This window comes from Klebsiella sp. GG_Kp175 (assembly GCF_040062325.1).
Classification (GTDB): Bacteria; Pseudomonadota; Gammaproteobacteria; order Enterobacterales; family Enterobacteriaceae; genus Klebsiella; species Klebsiella quasipneumoniae.
Genome location: NZ_JBEAFX010000007.1, coordinates 88,071 through 104,910 on the forward strand (window position 1 = coordinate 88,071; position 16,840 = coordinate 104,910).

A 16,840-nucleotide genomic window follows, 5' to 3' on the forward strand; every position below is an offset into this window, starting at 1 on the left:
CCTCTCATTAATCCCCGGGAGCATAGATAACTATGTGACCGGGGTGAACGCGCGCAGCCAACGCCGCGACGGTCGAAAAGACGACGAGGATTAGCGAGTGCGCGGGCAAACCTCGCCTTCAGCAAAGAAGAACGCGATTTCGCGAGCAGCGGATTCTACAGAGTCGGAACCGTGGGTGCCGTTCTCGGTGAAGCTGTCAGCGTAGTCAGCGCGCAGTGTACCCGCCAGCGCGTTTGCCGGGTTGGTCGCGCCCAGCAGGTCACGGTGACGCTGAACCGCGTTTTCGCCTTCCAGGACGGAAACCACGATCGGGCCGGAGGTCATGAACTCAACCAGACCGTCGAAGAACGGGCGACCTTCGTGCTCAGCATAGAAACCACGAGCCTGCTCAACGGTCAGGTGCAGCATTTTGGTGCCGACGATTTTGAACCCTGCAGCTTCAAAGCGGGAAAAGATGCTGCCAATAACGTTTTTTGCCACCGCGTTTGGTTTGATGATGGAAAAAGTACGTTCAATAGCCATGATTACCTCTAATTAAATGTTCTGTTGTTGCACATACGATCGTATGGCCTGGCGCGCATTATAATGAGCATCCCCGCCCCTGCCTACGGATGAAGGTAACATTTTGTTAAAATAAGATGAGTATTGAAAACACAAACCGCCAACAACAAATTTACCCTGGTTATTGCAGGGTGAAACGCGCGGCCGCCGTTTGCCCTGCCTCATCCATCACCACCAGCTGCCACTCGCCGGGCTTATCCAGGGTTAGCGTGGTTCTCGCGCCGGCGGCATCTATCGGCTGGCCGTTGATAAACCACCAGCGCCGCCCTTCCCCGCCGCTGGTTTGCAGGGGCAACATCACCCGCGCCTCGCCCGGCAGACGTTTAATCACCGCCCCCTCGCGGACCCCGGAGAGCACCAGCGGTGCGACATCCTGAGTTTGCAGCGGCGGACATGCCCTTGATGCCGGCCCCAGACGCGCGGCGCGACGCTCACCCGGCGGTAGCCAGGGTTCCAGCGGCAGCGGCCAAACCTCAACCACCGTTTCGCGCGCCCCGGGACAATCCGCCGCCACCCGTTCGCCGTGTTCATTACGCCACACCGGGAAGCGGATCCCGCGCACGCCCTCCTGCCCCGGCAGCAGCAGGGTCGGCGGCTGGCTGTCTTCCAGCAGCCAGCTGGCCAGGCGACGACGGCAGTTGCTGTCGCCCGCCGGCAGCGCCTGGCCGCCGGGCCAGCATAGCGTCCCGCGGCTGACCGTTGCCGGGCGCGGATCGACCGGCAGGCCGCCGCGGCTCATCGCCGGGCGGGCGAGCAGCAGATTATTGACCTGATTGAGCAACGGCACCGCGCTGGCGAAACCAAACTGCCCCACCACCGGCGTACCGTCCGGACGCCCGGTCCAGATGCCTATCAGATAACGCGCATTGAGACCCACCGCCCATGCATCGCGATACCCGTAGCTGGTGCCGGTCTTCCAGGCCAGCGGCGCCACTTGCGGGAGTGAGGCATCGGGAACCGGTTGCGCTTCGCCGGCCAGGATGCGCCGGACGATCCACGCCGCCCCCGGGGATAGCAGCGCCCTTTCCACCAGCGGGTCTCCGGGCTTCATGCGCAGCCGCGCCGCCTTCCCGTGGCGGGCAAAGGCGCTGTATGCCGCGACGATATCTTCCAGCCTCGCCCCGGCGCCGCCGAGGATCAACGACAGATTTGGCTCGGCGCCGGCGGGCAGCATCAGGGGCAACCCGGCATTGCGCAAATTCGCCGCGAAACGTTTGGGCCCGTAGGCTTCAAGCACCTGGACCGCCGGTAGATTCAGGGAGCGCACCAGCGCCTCGCTGGCGCTCACCGGGCCGTGAAAGCCGCTGTCAAAGTTACCGGGGCGATAATCGCTAAAGCGCCGCGGCACATCCTGCAATAACGACGACGGATGAATCAGCCCCTCATCCATCGCCAGCGCATAAATGAAGGGTTTCAACACCGACCCCGGCGAACGGACCGCCGACGCCATATCAATGTGGCCAAAGCGGCTGTCGTCCGTAATATCCGCCGAACCCACCCAGCCGCGGACTTTCATATCCGTGTGATCGACCACGACCATCGCCAGCGAACTGCGCGGCGGCAGGCGCGATTTCCAGTTCAGCGCCAGATCCTCAAGCTGCCGCTGGAGTCCGGCATCGAGGGTCGTCACCACCTTTTCATCACCACTGCTCGCCAGCGCCCGACGGGCGAAGAGCGGCGCCAGCTGCGGCATCTGGCGCGGAAACAGCCACACCGGCTCCTCCATCGCCTCCTTTACCGCCTGCTCCGGCCAGACGCCCTGACTGACCATACGCGCAAGCACTTTATCGCGCGCCGCCTGGGCCCGCTGCGGCCAGCGGTCCGGACGTAAACGGCTGGGCGCCTGGGGCAGCACTGCCAGCAGCGCCGCCTCGCCGTAGCTAAGCCTGGCAGGCGGCTTCCCGAGATAGGCCCAGCTGGCCGCGCCGATACCCTGCAGGGTGCCGCCAAACGGCGCGCGGTTCAAATAGAGGGTCAGAATGTCGCTTTTTGACAGATGCCACTCCAGCTGCAGCGCACGCCATAGCTGGCGCAGCTTGCCGCCGAAAGTGCGGGGGTGGGGATCGAGCAGGCGCGCCACCTGCATGGTAAGCGTGCTGCCGCCGGAAATGACCCGCCCGGAGGTAAGATCCTGCCAGGCGGCGCGTACTACAGCGAAGGGATTGACCCCCGGATGGCGCCAGAACCAGCGGTCTTCATACTGGATGAGCGCCTGAAGATAACGCGGCGACACGTCGGCGAGAGTGACCGGATAACGCCAGACGCCCTGCGCGTCGGCAAACCGCCACAGCGGCGTCCCGTCTTCCGCCACCACCACGCGGGCGGGCGTAACGTCCCGTAGCGGCAGCGGCCACAGGCGATCGGCCGCCAGCACCGCCAGCCACAGCAGAAAAATAAACGCCGCCAGCCCGCGCCAGCAGCGTTTTACCCGAGGCAATACGCGCATTTACGGCGTCACGGTGAGCGGGCCGCTGGCCGCTCCGGTCGCCCGCCACTGCGGCACATACATCGATTCCACCTGCGGCTGCGGGACCTGATAAGTGCCCGGCGTCACCGCTCGCGCCAGATAGACCAGCGTCACCGGCTGACCTTCATTGACCGCGACTGCGGCGACGAAGCGGTCATCGCGGAACTCGATATGCTGAATATCCGCCTGCTGCATCTGGTTAAGCAGGTTTTGCACCGCTTCGCCATTCTCCTGCAGGCTGGCGCTGCTGTTGGCCAAATTCTGGTTTTCCAGCTCCAGACCGGCTGGCAACAGATCAACCACCAGCGCGTCAGGCACGTTGCGTTTGGCGGTCACCTCCAGCTTGACGAGTACCAGTTCGCCGCTGCGCAGTGATGACAGCGATTTCTGCTGCCCCTGGGTATCGAAAATAGTTCGTTCAATCCCCAGGACGTTACCGCCCGGCTGCGGCGCGCTTTGCGGATAGCCGCTGCTGTCGAGGCGCAGCCACAGCGGCTGGCTGCCGGTGTTGCTCACCTGCAGTGCCGCCAGCCGATCGCCGTCGAGGTTGCGGGTTTGCGCTTTGTCGCCGGTCAGCGGCTCCGCCTGCAGCGAGGTTTGCGCCTGCCAGCTGCCCGGCAGGTCGGCCAGCGTCCGTCCGGCAAGGAACAGGGCGTTGGTTTCCTGGGTCGACAGCCAGCGCTGGCCATAGGCCTCTTCCGACAGCGTGCTCAAAAGCTGATTTTGCACCTCCGGCAGCAGCTTATTCTCTTCCAGCAGCGCCAGCTTCAGGGCGTCATCGCGAAGCGGGCTACCGTAATCGCCCAGCCAGCGTTTCTCATCCTGACGCGGGGTGGCAACCGCCAGCTTCAGCGCGGCGTCGCCGCGCGGCGCATCGCCCATGGTTTTCAGCGCGATGCCGAGCTGCAACAGCGGCAAGCCGGATCGCGCCTGGTCGTGACGGCTCCAGATTTCACGTAAGGCGCCGAGGGGGGCTTTTTGCTGACGCGCCAGCACCAGCGCGGCATAGGCCTGAGCGGCAAAGCGGCTGGCCTGGGCGTCGTCGCTGTAGCGTACGGTCATCAGCCCCGGCTCCTGCAGGTAGCGCAGCAGACGTTCATTGCCTTTATTGATAGCGTTGATCGGCACGCTGTAACCCTGCTCGCCGGCGCGAACGAGGAAATCCATGGCGTAAGCGGTCAGCCAGTACTCTTCCGGCCCCTCTTTATCCCATAGCGCAAAGCCGCCGTTTTCCAGCTGCATCTGCAGCAGGCGCGAGATGCCGACATCGATTGCCGCGCGGCGTTTTTCGTCGCTATCGCCGCTGATGCCCAGCGCCTTTAGCTGCGCCGCGCTGGTATACAGGGACGGGAACAGACCGCTGGCGGTCTGCTCAAGGCAGCCGTAAGGATAGGCTTTCAGATCGCGGATATAACGCGCGAGATTCAGCGGCGGCTTGCCGCTGAGCAGCAGCTGGCCCTGCAGCGTCTGCGGGGCGAAACCTGCCGATTGCGCCGCTGGCGCCTGCCAGCTTTCGCCGGGCTGCAGCACGGCGCCGCTGTTGACGGTCTGCGCCGGGAACGCCGGACGAACGCCGATTTTCCACTGTTTCTGCAGCGGGGCGAAGGTTTCCCCCGGCAGGCTCAGGCCGCTGATCGTGGCGTTCACCTGGCCATCGCCGAAGCCCGCCAGCGCGCTCACCGGCACAAACAGCGTGCTGCGTGCCCCCGGCGCCAGCTGCACCGGCGGCAGTTGACCCTCGGTCAAGGACACCAGCCCGCTGGCGGCAAGATGCACCTGCAGGGTTTGCGGTTTATCGGTCAGGTTGCTGAGATCCAGCGCCAGACGCGTAGTGTCGCCGCTGGCGAGGAAGCGCGGAGTGTTCAGCTCGGCGATGACCGGGGCGGCCACCACCACTTTATCTTCGCTGCTGCCAAAGTCATTCGCCGTCCAGGCCTGAGCCATCACCCGCAGTTCGCCGTTAAAATCACCGATCGGCAGCGTCACCGTCCCTTCGCCCTGATCGTTCAGCACCACCGGCTGCGCTTGTTGGGCGATGATGGTCACATGGTTAACCGGCGGTTTACCGCCACGTTTTAACTCGTCGCCATCGCCGCCGAAGCGCAGGCTGGCCACACGTCCCTGTCCTTCAATGACCTGGCCGTAAATATCATAGATATCCGCCCCATAACGTTTCTGGCCAAAGAAGGCGTTCCACGGATCCGGGGTGGCGTAATCGGTAATATTCAGCACCCCGCTATCGACCGCCGAGAGCAGAACGTTCACCTGTTTCGGCGCCTCGCCCTCTTTGACGCTGGCTTTCACTTTCACCGTCAGCGGCTGGTTGGGGCGCATTTTATCCGGGGCCTCCAGCGCCAGCGTCAGGCGACGGTTTTCATCGCCCAGCGGCAGATGCAGCAGGCCCACCGCGCGTTTCGGCGTCGCCGAGCGGGATTTATCGCCAGGACGAACCACCAGTGTGCTGAGGTAGAGGTCGTGGCGATTCCAGGCTTTATCCACCGGGATCGACAGGTCCATCCCCTCGGCAGGTACGTCAATCTCCTGCCACCACAGCGGCCCTTCGCTGGATTCCACCATCGCGTAGCCTTTACCCGCCGCCGGGGCAGCAATGTGCAGCCTGATGGTGTCACCCGGCTTATAGCTCGGTTTATCCAGCTTCATGGTGACCCGGTCCGGGCGCGCTGCGCCGGTGCCTTCGCTGTTATCCTGCCAGCTGTAGCCCGCCCAGAAGCGCACGCTGCTGACGACATCGTCCGGTCCTTTCACCTCCAGGCGATAGGAGCCCCACTCTACCGGAAAGCTCACTTTACCGATCTGGCCGGCCTGCAAATCCAGCGACTCCTCGCCCTCCTGCAGATCTTTTTGATCGAACTGCGACTGCCAGCCTTCGCTGTCGGACCAGTTCCAGTAATAATCGCGGCGCTCGCGGATCAGCCGTACCTGCAGGCCGGAAACGGCTTTTTTCTCGCCTTTGGCGTCGGCATAGACGATATCAAACGCGGCGTTGCTGTTTTCATCCACCACCGGCTGCTTCACCGTAGTGTCAGTGCGGTAGTCATAAACGTCCTTCAGGGTAAATTGCGGGCGGATCCCCGGCAGCGCCTCGGCAGGCCAGATCGGCTGCATAACCGTACGGGTGATCGGACGCCCGCCGGACTCCAGCAGGCTCGCCTGCAACACCACCTGCAGCGGCGAATGGCTATCCTGCCACTGGCTTGAGGTCGTCACTTCACCATGGCCGTTTTCATCCAGCGTCAGCTGGACTTCATCAAGGCTGCGGGAGAGATTTTCTTCCGCGATATCGCCGAACTGGAAGCCCGGCAGAGCGGCGACGGCGTCGCGCAGCGGGCGCAGGAACAGTTTGCCCTGCAGCTGGTTGCCGCTGGCCGGCGCGCCGTAGAGATAAGCGCCGCTGACGCCAAAGGCGACATCGGCATTCGGCGCGACAGGCGCCGCCTGCGGCGTCAGCTTCAGCGCCATGCGTTCCGGCATGAAGTCTTCGACGTGGAAATCCCATTCGCGGGGCTGATTGTCGCCGGTGCTGGCGCGAATGTGCCACATGCCGGTGGCCGCGCCGCTGTCGAGCGGATAAGTAAACTGGTACAGGCCGTTAACCGGCTTGCTCATCACCGAGCGGATCACCTGGCCATCCGGCTGGACCACCTCCAGCTTCACCGGCTGTTCCGCCAGCGGCTTGCCGTCGCTATCGCGCAACAGCGCATTGAGGATCACCGTTTCGCCCGGACGATAGAGATCCCGTGGGCCAAACATAAAGAACTGTTTACTGAAGCCAGGCGCGCCGGCAATGGAGAACTCCGCCAGATCCAACGCCGGCAGTTTGAGGTCAAGGAGCGTGGTCTGCCCCTCTTTGCGCGCCAGCAGCAGCGCGGCTTCTTTATCGGTTTGCAGGGTGACGTGACCCTGGCTATCGCTTTTCGCCTGCGCCAGGGTCTGCCCTTTGGCGTTGAGCAGCTGGACGTCGATACCAGACTGGGCGGCGCCGTTTTCCAGGCTCTGGGTAAAGACGTCCAGCCGGTTGTGGTAACGATGCGCCGACACGCCGATGTCGCTAAGGGTAAACAGCGTCGCCGCGTTGCTGTAGCTATAATGACCCGCCGGGTTCATGACCGCCACGTAGACGCCAGGCTGCTGGAGCGGCTTGATGTCGCTCAGCGGCAGCAGCAGCTTTTCGCGGGTATTGCGCGCCGGATTGAGGTCAAAGCGGCCGCTGTATACCAGATCGGCCATCTTCAGCAGCTCGTCGGATTCCCAGTTGCTTAATGAATTGCGGTATTCCCACTGACTGACGAAGGCCGAGAGCGATTCCGGCTTAATGCGGAAGAAGTTCACGTCGACGTTATCGACGTTCAGCGCCATCACCGGTAGCCCGGCGATCACGTTGCCCGGCAGCAGCGAGCCGCGGCTGGCAAACCCAACGCTTGGCGCGATATCACGGGTGGTCAGAGTCTTCTCGAATGGTTTATCGAGCGTCGCCTTGTTCAGGGCGACCAGCGTCGGGTCGACCGAGACAATCAGCTCGCGCTTTGGCTCCAGGTGACGCAGACGCAGCTCTTTGAGGTTCGGCGCCAGCTCCCAGGCGCCATCTACCTTACCGCTCTTCTTATCCACCAGGTGTACGCTGCGGGAGAAATCCTGGTCCGGCTGCAGCGGCACGGAAAAGGTCAGCACCAGGGTCGCGGCGCCATCCAACTGCACCTCCGAGGCGTCGAGCAGCGTCAGCGCTTTGCCCTGACTTTTTTCCGCCAGCGCCGCCAGCTGGGCGCTGTCCGGTTTTGCCGCCGCGCCAGGGCCGCTATCGGCGGCCGGCGTCGGGGCCGTAGCCTGCGGTGCACCGCTGTCGTCACACCCGGTTAATGAAAATGCGGTAAGGAGCGCCAGTGACAGCGCCGCTAAACGAAATGGTTTCATCCTTCTAACCCCTCGGCCGGTGGGCCTGATGCAAATTATCACTTTTTATTATGCGTTAAGGCGGCGCTTCTCAACAGTGATGACGCGGGTTTCTGCCGATTAATCAGAAAAGTGCCGTGACGTCGTCCCCACTCTGGCGTCCTTAACTTGTCAGCACCCGATAAAACGCCGACAATTCAGTCATGAATAGTAAAACGGAGGCACCTATGTCCACCTCGTTTTTTGTCGCCGCCGACTGGCTGGCGGAACATATTGATGACCCGGAGATCCAGATTATCGACGCCCGCATGGCGCCCGCCGGACAGGAGGCCCTGCGCGATATGGCCGCGGAGTACCGCGCCGGCCATGTGCCGAACGCGCTGTTTTTCGATATCGAGGCGCTGTCCGATCACACCAGCCCGCTGCCGCATATGATGCCGCGCGCCGAGGCGTTTGCCGTCGCCATGCGCGAACTGGGCGTCTGCAGCGATAAGCACCTCGTGGTTTATGACGAAGGCAATCTGTTTTCCGCGCCTCGCGCCTGGTGGATGCTGCGCGCCTTTGGCGTGGAGAAGGTGTCGATTCTGGCCGGTGGACTGGAGGGCTGGCGCCGCGACGAACTGCCGCTGGAACAAGGGGTGCCGGAGGTGGCCGAAGGGGAATTCGACGTACGCTTCGATCCTCAGCAAATTAAGCGCCTGACCGACGTGCTGCTGGTCAGCCATGAAGGGTCGGCACAGATTGTCGATGCGCGTCCGGCGGCCCGGTTTAACGGCCAGGCTGACGAACCGCGCCCGGGCCTGCGGCGCGGGCATATCCCCGGCGCGCTTAACGTGCCGTGGACGGATCTGGTGATTAACGGCGAGCTGAAGACCGTCGACGAGCTGAACGACATCTTTTTGCGTCAGGGAGTCGATTTTGACCGGCCCATTATCGCCAGCTGCGGCTCCGGCGTGACGGCGGCGGTGGTGGTGCTGGCGCTCACCACGCTTGGCGTGAACGGCGTCTGCCTGTACGACGGCTCATGGAGCGAATGGGGGGCGCGCAGCGATCTGCCGATTGAACCGGCTCCTGCCGCTCAGTAAACGCCGTATGGCCGCGGGCGCCCCGTTCCGCGGCCACTAAATAATTTCTGATTTTCCCCGCCTCTTTCTCCTGCCAGCCGCTAAACCGGTTACTCTGTGCTGCCGCAGGGCTTGCGCCTGCCGTGTTCGCTTTACTGCCGCCCACTATATAAGGAAATTGAATGATGGCTTTTTCATTACCGGATCTCATGGATGTCGTACACAAGCACAACCGCAATCCCACCCCAAAACCGATGCCCGTAGAGGAAGTGGATCGCCTGCGAGTACGGAAATACCGCGATCCGCAAAATAGCGAAACCGTGGCGCTTCCGGAAAGTTTGAAAGCGCTGCTGGCTTACGATTGCCAGCTGACAAGCCCCCACGGTCAACGGGTGCTGGAATCGGTTCTGGACGCCATTGATGAACATGGCGTCCTGCTTTCCGACTCGCTGGATGAAGATGCTTATTATATGAATGGCCTTGATATGATCGGGCTGGATATTGAAGAGCTGATGCCCGTCTGGAACGACGATCCGCGTCTTCCTGCCCTGATTCGCCTCTGCCATCCTGGGGATCAGCAGGTATTTATCTATGTCACCGAGCGTGATGAACAGGGTGAATATCCTGTCGTCCGCTTCGAGGGTAAAGAGAATGACCTTTGGCTGGCAGAATCGTCACTGATTGAATATTTGCAGGAGATTTTTGCCGGTGGAGAGGAGAGCCACGACGAATGGCAGCATCAGCAAGCCCTCAACCAGGCACGCGATGGCGCCTTGCTGGAGCTGGAATATCTTCATGAGGATCTTTACGCCAGGCTCGAAGGTTGCCCTGACTAATTCACCATCTCCCGCCGAAAGCGCGCTTAACGGGCGCCGTCGGGGCCAGCTCCAGGAGGGAGCTCTTAATCCCTAACCTGATGTCACCACAAGGAGTGAAAATGGCATTAGTCTCCAACCCACATTCTGCTTATTCCCCTCGCCTTCCCTGGCTGGGAGGCATCGCTGGCCTGCTGGTCGGCGGCGCGATCCTCTATTTTTGGCCGCAATGGAACCGAACATGGTTAAGCCTGGTTCCTGCGCCCGTTTCCGTCTATACCCGCTTTATCGGCGTCACTTTGGCAGACGTCCCGCTGATCACCTATGGTCATCAGGCGCTGCTGGGTTTTCTGATGGTGCTGCTCGCGCCCGGTTACGGTAAATCGACGCTTGCCGCATGGATGATGCACAACCCGGCGTCAAGCCGCCGCTGGCCCGGCGAGGTACTCCGTGCCTGGGTGACGAAATTTGGCCTGCTGGTCATGGTCTTTTGCAATCTGTTCTTTTTGTCCCGGGTCGGATCCGGGACCCTGGCGTTATATATTTTTATTCTCCAGCACATCAGCGTTGCCGCGGCGGTGACGTCAGGAGGGCTGCTGCTGCGTGACGCCCGACGTCTGGCCCGCAGATTCGATGCTCAGCTGGCGGATCTGCGCCTTCTGATGCTCCTCACCCTCGGGTTCCAGACGATTTTGCCGGCGCAGATCGCGCTGATGAGCGCCCGGGGCGTGAATACGCCGCTGGGCTGGTATATTGTCAGCGCGCAGATGGTGGGGGTGTTACTGGCGTTTATGCTGGTCGCCGGGCTGGTAGCAGCGCTACGCTATCTGCTGGGAGAGGAAAGGTGCCGGGCCTGGCGCGGGGATATGGCGCTCTTCAACGGCATCGTCACGCTGTGCGTGGCGGGATTTCTGCTCTATCACATGGTGTCAGCCTATCCGCGAATCGTTGCCGCCCTGCATTAATCTTTACCAACCCGCTTTGGCATCGAGCTGAAAGTATAGCGAAACCGGGGGCTGCCGCCCCCGCTGTCAGATAATGCGGTTTTGTTTGAAATCGCGCAGGAAGCTGCCCCAGCGCTTTTCATAGAACGGCGTGATATGGGCAATCATAAAGTGGCTGATGCCCTTCTCGCCGTCTACCACCTGGCAAATATCGATCGGCTCATCGCCGGGCAGGGTATCGGTGGCCACGCTGCCGGTGGTCTGAATAATGGACTCGATATCCCCTTCCGCTTCAATGCCGATAAGCAGATTAGCAGGCGCGTCGGCGTGCTCTTTGATCGAGCACAGGAACGCCCGCTTGACGGTTTTCAGCGTTTTGAACAGCGTGGTCAGCGAATCCACCATCTGCGCCGGCGGCTCGGCGACTTCAGACAGCAGCAGCGCTTCGCCCCCCTCCAGCACCGTCTGGGTGCTGAGCGGGCTGCCCTCTTCCCCGAGCAGATGGCTGATTTCCCGCGGGGTGAATTCTTTACCGCTCGGCAGCTTCGGGTTGAGGAACAGCGATTCGCCGAGAGTCATCGCCATCAGCGTGCGGGCCGGCATCATCACGAAAGCCTGTTCGTCTTCCACCGCCTGCTGCAGGGCCTCCAGCGAAGTGAAGAACGGAATGACCGACGTGCCGTCATCTTTTTCCCAGTGCTGCAGATCCAGCGCGCTATCTTCAACAATCTGCTCGCCATCGGCTGCGCTGCCCGGTACCCAGACGGTGGCCTCAAGCAGCGCGCTGAAAAATGCCGGACGATGAGCGGGCTCGGTAGCCGCTTTTTCCAGCAGGGTTTCTAATTCGTTTTTGGTTTCGGACATAGTTTGGCTACTTCAAAAATCGCCCGGCGGCGCGACGTCCGCACGGGCCTGCGGATTTTCCAGGCCGGGTAAGCGTAGCGCTACCCGGCAAGGCCATTACTCAGCCGTCAGCAGATTGGCGATAGTACGTACGCCAAGCCCCGTCGCGCCCGCCGACCACTGCTCAACGGCCGATTTGCGGTAGGTTGCCGAACAGTCGATATGCAGCCAGCCCTGGTGGTAGTTTTCCACGAAGTGGGACAGGAAGCCCGCCGCGGTGCTGGCGCCGGCCGGATAGGCGGCGCTGCCGGTATTGTTCAGTTCCGCGAAGTTAGACGGCAGCTGATTACGGTGGAATTCGGCCAGCGGCAGACGCCAGAACGCTTCATTTTCCGCCTGGGCGCTCGCCAGCAGGCGATTCGCCAGCGCATCGTCAAAGCTGAACAGCGCGTGGTAGTCGTTGCCGAGGGCGGTTTTCGCCGCGCCGGTCAGGGTGGCGGCATCGACGATCAGCTCAGGCTTCTGCGCCGAAGCGTCAATCAGGCCATCCGCCAGCACCAGACGACCTTCGGCGTCGGTGTTCATCACTTCGACGGTTTTGCCGTTGCGATAATGAATAATATCGCCCAGTTTGAAAGCGTTGCCGCTGATCAGGTTGTCGGCGCAGCACAGATAGAGCTTCACGCGCTTATTCAGCCCGCGGGTAATGGCGAAAGCCAGAGCGCCGGTGACAGTCGCCGCGCCGCCCATATCAGACTTCATTGAATCCATAAAGGCGCTCTGTTTGATGCTGTAGCCGCCGGAATCAAAGGTGATGCCTTTACCTACCAGACAGGCGTATACCGGGGCTTCTTTATCGCCGGTCGGGTTATAGTCCAGCGCCAGCAGAACCGGCGGACGCTCGGAGCCGCGGCCGACGGTGTGCAGGCCGAGATAGCCCTGCTCACGCAGATCTTCGCCTTTGGTGATGCGATAGCTCATCTTTTCGCCCGCCACGCTGCACAGCAGGTCGACGGCGCGCTGCGCCAGCTGTTCCGGGCCCAGCTCTTCCGCCGGCGCATTGATGGTGTCGCGCACCCAGTCAATAATGGTCAGACGGTTATCCAGCTCGCTTTTCTGCACATCGTCCAGGGTCGGCCATTCAACTTTTCGGGTGCCTTTCGGGCCTTTATAGCCCGCCCAGAACGCCCACGCGCGGTCGGTGTTCCAGCCTTCGCCGCTTAACGCGACATGCTTGATGCCCATGCCGTCAATTTTACGCGCCGCGCGCTGAATCAAGCCCAGGTCGTCTTTACCGTTGAGATGCAGGGCAATGCCATCATTATTAATGCTGTAAGACGCCTTCTCTCCCCAGCGCGCATCGGCTGGCTGAGTGGAAAGCGTAATCTTCATGGCTTCGGTCATTATCATTATCCTTCTTAGCAAACGGGCCACCGTATGGCAGCCCGTAACGTTCTCTCGCTCGATGATTCATCCGACTTTATACCGCCGCATAAATCATGACGCGAAAATTATTCGGCTTCGTCTAACCAGACTAACAGAATCGCCTCGAGAATTTTTTCATTGGATGCGTTCGGATCATCATCAAACTCTTCCAGATCGCAAATCCACTGATGCATGTCGGTAAAGCGAACGGTTTTTGGGTCGAGGTCAGGGTAAGCGTCATACAGCGCTTCGCCGATTTCACGACTGTCGGTCCATTTCAGTGCCATATTAGTGCTCGCGTGCGTGGTTGATGGTGTAACGCGGGATCTCAACGACCAGATCTTCGTCGGTGACGCGCGCCTGGCAGCTCAGGCGGCTGTCAGGCTCCAGTCCCCAGGCTTTATCCAGCATATCGTCTTCATCTTCGGTACTTTCCGCCAGCGAGTCAAAGCCTTCACGCACGATGCAGTGGCAGGTGGTGCAGGCACAGGATTTTTCGCAAGCGTGTTCAATCTCGATGCCGCTACGCAGCGCCGCATCCAGAATAGTCTCACCGGTCTCAGCTTCCACAACGATGCCATCCGGACACAGGTCCTGGTGGGGCAGAAATACAATTTTTGGCATTTTAAACCTCGTCCACGGATTGGCCTTTCAGCGCGATACGGACCGACTGATCCATACGGCGGGCGGCGAATTCCTGGGTTTGTGTGTCGATATTTTTAATCGCTTCTTTAATGGCGTCGGCGTCGTCGCCTGCCGCGGCGGCGCGTACCTGCTCCGCAGCAGCATCGATAGCCTGACGCTCCGCGGCGCTTAACAGCGCGGCGTCGGCGGCCAGCGCGCTTGTCAGGCTTTCCAGGACGCGTGCGGCTTCTACTTTCTGTTCAGCCAGCATGCGCGCCTGAATATCCTGTTCGGCGTAGCTCATCGAATCTTTAATCATGGTGGCGATTTCGCCATCGGTCAGACCGTAAGACGGTTTCACCTGAATAGAGGCTTCCACGCCGGTCGATTTTTCCATCGCCGTGACGCTCAGCAGGCCATCGGCATCCACCTGGAAGGTGACGCGAATATGCGCCCCGCCCGCCGGCAGCGCCGGGATACCGCGCAGCGCAAAGCGCGCCAGCGAACGGCAATCCTGCACCAGCTCACGCTCGCCCTGCATCACATGAATGGACATCGCCGTCTGGCCATCTTTGAAGGTGGTGAACTCCTGGGCGCGGGCCACCGGAATGGTGGTATTACGCGGGATCACTTTCTCCACCAGACCGCCCATGGTTTCCAGCCCTAACGACAGCGGGATAACGTCGAGCAGCAGCAGTTCGCTGTCCGGCTTGTTGCCGACCAGAATATCGGCCTGGATCGCCGCGCCAATGGCGACGACTTTGTCCGGGTCAATGGCGGTCAGCGGAGTGCGGCCGAAGAATTCGCCTACGCGCTCGCGCACCAGCGGCACGCGGGTCGAACCGCCGACCATCACCACTTCCAGCACCTCTTGCGCCTCAACGCCAGCGTCTTTCAACGCCCGGCGGCAGGCCATTAACGTGCGTTTTACCAGCGGGGCGATCAGATCGTTAAACTGGCTGCGAGTGATATCGCCCTGCCAGCCGCCGACCTCAACGTGCGCCACCTCGGCATCGCTAAGGGCAATTTTCGCCGCGATGGCGGCATCCAGCAGCTCACGCTGCAGGCGGTTGTCGCTACGGTCGCTGAAGCCTGCCTGCTCGCGCAGGTAGTCCGCCAGCAGATGATCGAAATCATCGCCGCCGAGAGCGGAATCGCCGCCGGTAGCCAGCACTTCAAACACCCCGCGGCTTAAGCGCAGAATAGAGATATCGAAGGTGCCGCCGCCGAGATCGTAGACCGCAATCACCCCTTCCTGGCCGGAATCAAGGCCATAGGCGATAGCCGCCGCGGTCGGTTCATTAAGCAGGCGCAGCACGTGCAGACCCGCCAGACGCGCCGCGTCTTTGGTCCCCTGACGCTGGGCGTCATCAAAATAAGCGGGAACGGTGATCACCACGCCGTCGAGCTCGCCGGCCAGCGCTTCAGTGGCCCGGGCAGCCAGCGCTTTCAGAATATCGGCGGAGACGCGAATCGGGTTCAGCAGGCCGCCGGCGGTCTGGATCATCGGCAGGCCGTTTTCACTGGCCTGCAGCTGATACGGCAGATGCGGATAGCGATGTTGGATATCGGCGAGGGAGCGCCCCATCATCCGTTTCACGGAGCTGATGGTGTTGGCGGGATCCTGGGCGGCGTTCAGCCGGGCGTCATAGCCGACGGTCAGCCCCGATGCGTGGTAGTTCACCACCGACGGCAGCAGATAGCGGCCTTGATGATCGGGCAGAGTCTCGGCCTGGCCGCTACGCACGGTAGCCACCAGAGAATTGGTGGTGCCCAGGTCGATACCGGCCGCCAGACGACGCTGGTGCGGCGCGGCGCTCAGGCCGGGCTCACTAATTTGTAATAAGGCCATAATTGCTTCCGAAAATTAAAAATCGAGCAGTTTTTCTTCGAGTTCTTCAGCACTGCTGCGCAGTTTATCGAGGAAACGGAGCTTACGCACCGTGTCCGCCGCCGCCTCCCAGCTCTCATTATGCAATTGGTCAACCATCAGCTGATGGCGGGTATCAAACAGCGCTTTCACTCGTTTGATAAAGCTTTCCAGCCGCGCTTCGTCTTTCGCCTGGCCGATCTCATCCAACTCTTCGCGCAGTTCCAGCTGTTCCATCAGGAACGCGGTATCGCGAACGGTATGCTGCTCGCTGGCCAGATCGAAGCCATGCAGCGAGAGGAGGTATTCTGCGCGGGTCAGGGGATGGCGCAGCGTCTGCCAGGCCTGGTTAATGGTGGCGGAATACTGAACCGCCGCAAGCTGCTCCGCAGCGGGCGCGCTGGCAAATTTATCCGGATGGTACTGGCGCTGCAGATCCTGATACCGGACAGCCAGTTGTTCAAGCGAGAGGGTATAGCTGGCTGGTAACCCGAAGAGGGTGAAATAGTCCATAGTAACCTCAGGGTCATGCATCTAAACGAAAACCCCACGCGCGGCGTGACCGCGGTGGGGTTGGGGTGTACCGATTATACGTTAAAGCTTTCGCCGCAGCCGCACTCATCTTTGACGTTCGGGTTGGTGAACTTAAACCCTTCGTTAAGGCCTTCTTTGACGAAGTCCAGCTGCGTGCCGTCGAGGAATTGCAGACTTTTGCCGTCGATCACGACCTTCACGCCTTTGTCTTCAAACACGGTGTCTTCAGCCGCCGGCTCGTCAACAAACTCCAGTACATAGGCCATACCTGAGCAGCCGGAGGTTCTCACGCCCAGGCGCAGGCCAAACCCTTTTCCGCGGTTTGCCAGGAAGGCATTGACTCGCGCTGCTGCACTGTCGCTAAGAGTAATCGACATAACAAAACCTCAACTAATTATTTTGCTTCACGTTTGCTTTTGTAATCCGCAATCGCGGCTTTAATCGCGTCTTCCGCCAGAATAGAGCAGTGAATTTTCACCGGCGGCAGTTCCAGTTCATCGGCGATATCGGTGTTCTTGATCGCCTGCGCTTCGTCCAGGGATTTACCCTTCACCCACTCGGTGACCAGGGAGCTGGAAGCGATAGCAGAACCACAGCCGTAGGTCTTGAAGCGCGCGTCTTCAATGATACCTTCATTGTTGACTTTAATCTGCAACTTCATCACGTCGCCGCAGGCCGGCGCGCCGACCATGCCGCTGCCGACGTTCTCGTCGCTGTTGTCAAAAGAGCCGACGTTGCGCGGGTTCTCGTAATGATCGATAACTTTTTCGCTGTATGCCATGATG

14 protein-coding genes are annotated in these 16,840 nt (G+C 61.1%); 3 read left to right on the top strand and 11 right to left on the bottom strand.

Features of this window, described 5'->3' with window-relative positions:
- Positions 1 to 90: 90 nt before the first annotated feature.
- The 3 genes from ndk to ABLU73_RS13615 form a co-directional block, all read right to left on the bottom strand.
- Positions 91 to 522: a nucleoside-diphosphate kinase gene (gene ndk / locus ABLU73_RS13605; protein WP_004144312.1), complete on the bottom strand. Its 432-nt coding sequence runs from the start codon at positions 520 to 522 to the stop codon at positions 91 to 93.
- A gap of 160 nt (positions 523 to 682) precedes the next feature.
- Positions 683 to 3,007, bottom strand: coding sequence for a peptidoglycan glycosyltransferase PbpC (gene pbpC, locus ABLU73_RS13610; RefSeq protein ID WP_017900434.1), 2,325 nt, complete (start codon positions 3,005 to 3,007; stop codon positions 683 to 685).
- On the bottom strand, positions 3,008 to 7,957 hold the full coding sequence (locus tag ABLU73_RS13615) for an alpha-2-macroglobulin (protein ID WP_264924710.1): 4,950 nt from the start codon (positions 7,955 to 7,957) through the stop codon (positions 3,008 to 3,010).
- A 206-nt stretch (positions 7,958 to 8,163) separates the two neighbouring features.
- On the opposite strand from ABLU73_RS13615, the gene sseA reads away from it, so the two are divergent.
- The 3 genes from sseA (at position 8,164) to ABLU73_RS13630 (ending at position 10,780) form a co-directional block, all read left to right on the top strand.
- Positions 8,164 to 9,021, top strand: a complete 858-nt coding sequence (sseA, locus tag ABLU73_RS13620; protein ID WP_004201882.1) for a 3-mercaptopyruvate sulfurtransferase — start codon at positions 8,164 to 8,166, stop codon at positions 9,019 to 9,021.
- A gap of 164 nt (positions 9,022 to 9,185) precedes the next feature.
- Positions 9,186 to 9,836, top strand: a complete 651-nt coding sequence (locus ABLU73_RS13625) for a DUF5066 family protein (RefSeq protein WP_043520429.1) — start codon at positions 9,186 to 9,188, stop codon at positions 9,834 to 9,836.
- A gap of 101 nt (positions 9,837 to 9,937) precedes the next feature.
- Positions 9,938 to 10,780, top strand: a complete 843-nt coding sequence (locus tag ABLU73_RS13630) for a hypothetical protein (RefSeq protein ID WP_130947032.1) — start codon at positions 9,938 to 9,940, stop codon at positions 10,778 to 10,780.
- Positions 10,781 to 10,846: 66 nt separating this feature from the next.
- Here the strand turns inward: ABLU73_RS13630 and sseB are convergent, their stop codons facing one another.
- The 8 genes from sseB to iscU form a co-directional block, all read right to left on the bottom strand.
- Positions 10,847 to 11,623: an enhanced serine sensitivity protein SseB gene (sseB, locus tag ABLU73_RS13635; RefSeq protein WP_004201877.1), complete on the bottom strand. Its 777-nt coding sequence runs from the start codon at positions 11,621 to 11,623 to the stop codon at positions 10,847 to 10,849.
- A gap of 96 nt (positions 11,624 to 11,719) precedes the next feature.
- Positions 11,720 to 13,006 (bottom strand): aminopeptidase PepB, encoded by a 1,287-nt coding sequence (pepB, locus tag ABLU73_RS13640; protein WP_004201874.1) that lies wholly within the window; start codon positions 13,004 to 13,006, stop codon positions 11,720 to 11,722.
- 107 nt (positions 13,007 to 13,113) lie between these two features.
- Complete coding sequence (gene iscX, locus ABLU73_RS13645) at positions 13,114 to 13,314, bottom strand: Fe-S cluster assembly protein IscX (RefSeq protein ID WP_002913954.1); 201 nt, start codon at positions 13,312 to 13,314, stop codon at positions 13,114 to 13,116.
- A gap of 1 nt (position 13,315) precedes the next feature.
- A complete protein-coding gene (gene fdx / locus ABLU73_RS13650; protein ID WP_004201872.1) occupies positions 13,316 to 13,651 on the bottom strand; it encodes an ISC system 2Fe-2S type ferredoxin in 336 nt (111 codons plus the stop codon).
- A 1-nt stretch (position 13,652) separates the two neighbouring features.
- The gene (hscA, locus tag ABLU73_RS13655) at positions 13,653 to 15,503 is read right to left on the bottom strand and encodes a Fe-S protein assembly chaperone HscA (protein WP_004201870.1); all 1,851 of its coding nucleotides are present in this window, start codon (positions 15,501 to 15,503) and stop codon (positions 13,653 to 13,655) included.
- A gap of 15 nt (positions 15,504 to 15,518) precedes the next feature.
- On the bottom strand, positions 15,519 to 16,034 hold the full coding sequence (hscB, locus tag ABLU73_RS13660) for a co-chaperone HscB (RefSeq protein ID WP_004201868.1): 516 nt from the start codon (positions 16,032 to 16,034) through the stop codon (positions 15,519 to 15,521).
- 74 nt (positions 16,035 to 16,108) lie between these two features.
- Positions 16,109 to 16,432, bottom strand: a complete 324-nt coding sequence (gene iscA / locus ABLU73_RS13665; protein WP_002913979.1) for an iron-sulfur cluster assembly protein IscA — start codon at positions 16,430 to 16,432, stop codon at positions 16,109 to 16,111.
- Between the two features lie 17 nt (positions 16,433 to 16,449).
- Positions 16,450 to 16,836 carry a Fe-S cluster assembly scaffold IscU gene (gene iscU, locus ABLU73_RS13670; RefSeq protein WP_002913991.1) on the bottom strand — a complete coding sequence of 129 codons (387 nt, stop codon included), beginning with the start codon at positions 16,834 to 16,836 and terminating at the stop codon, positions 16,450 to 16,452.
- Between the last annotated feature and the right edge of the window lie 4 nt (positions 16,837 to 16,840).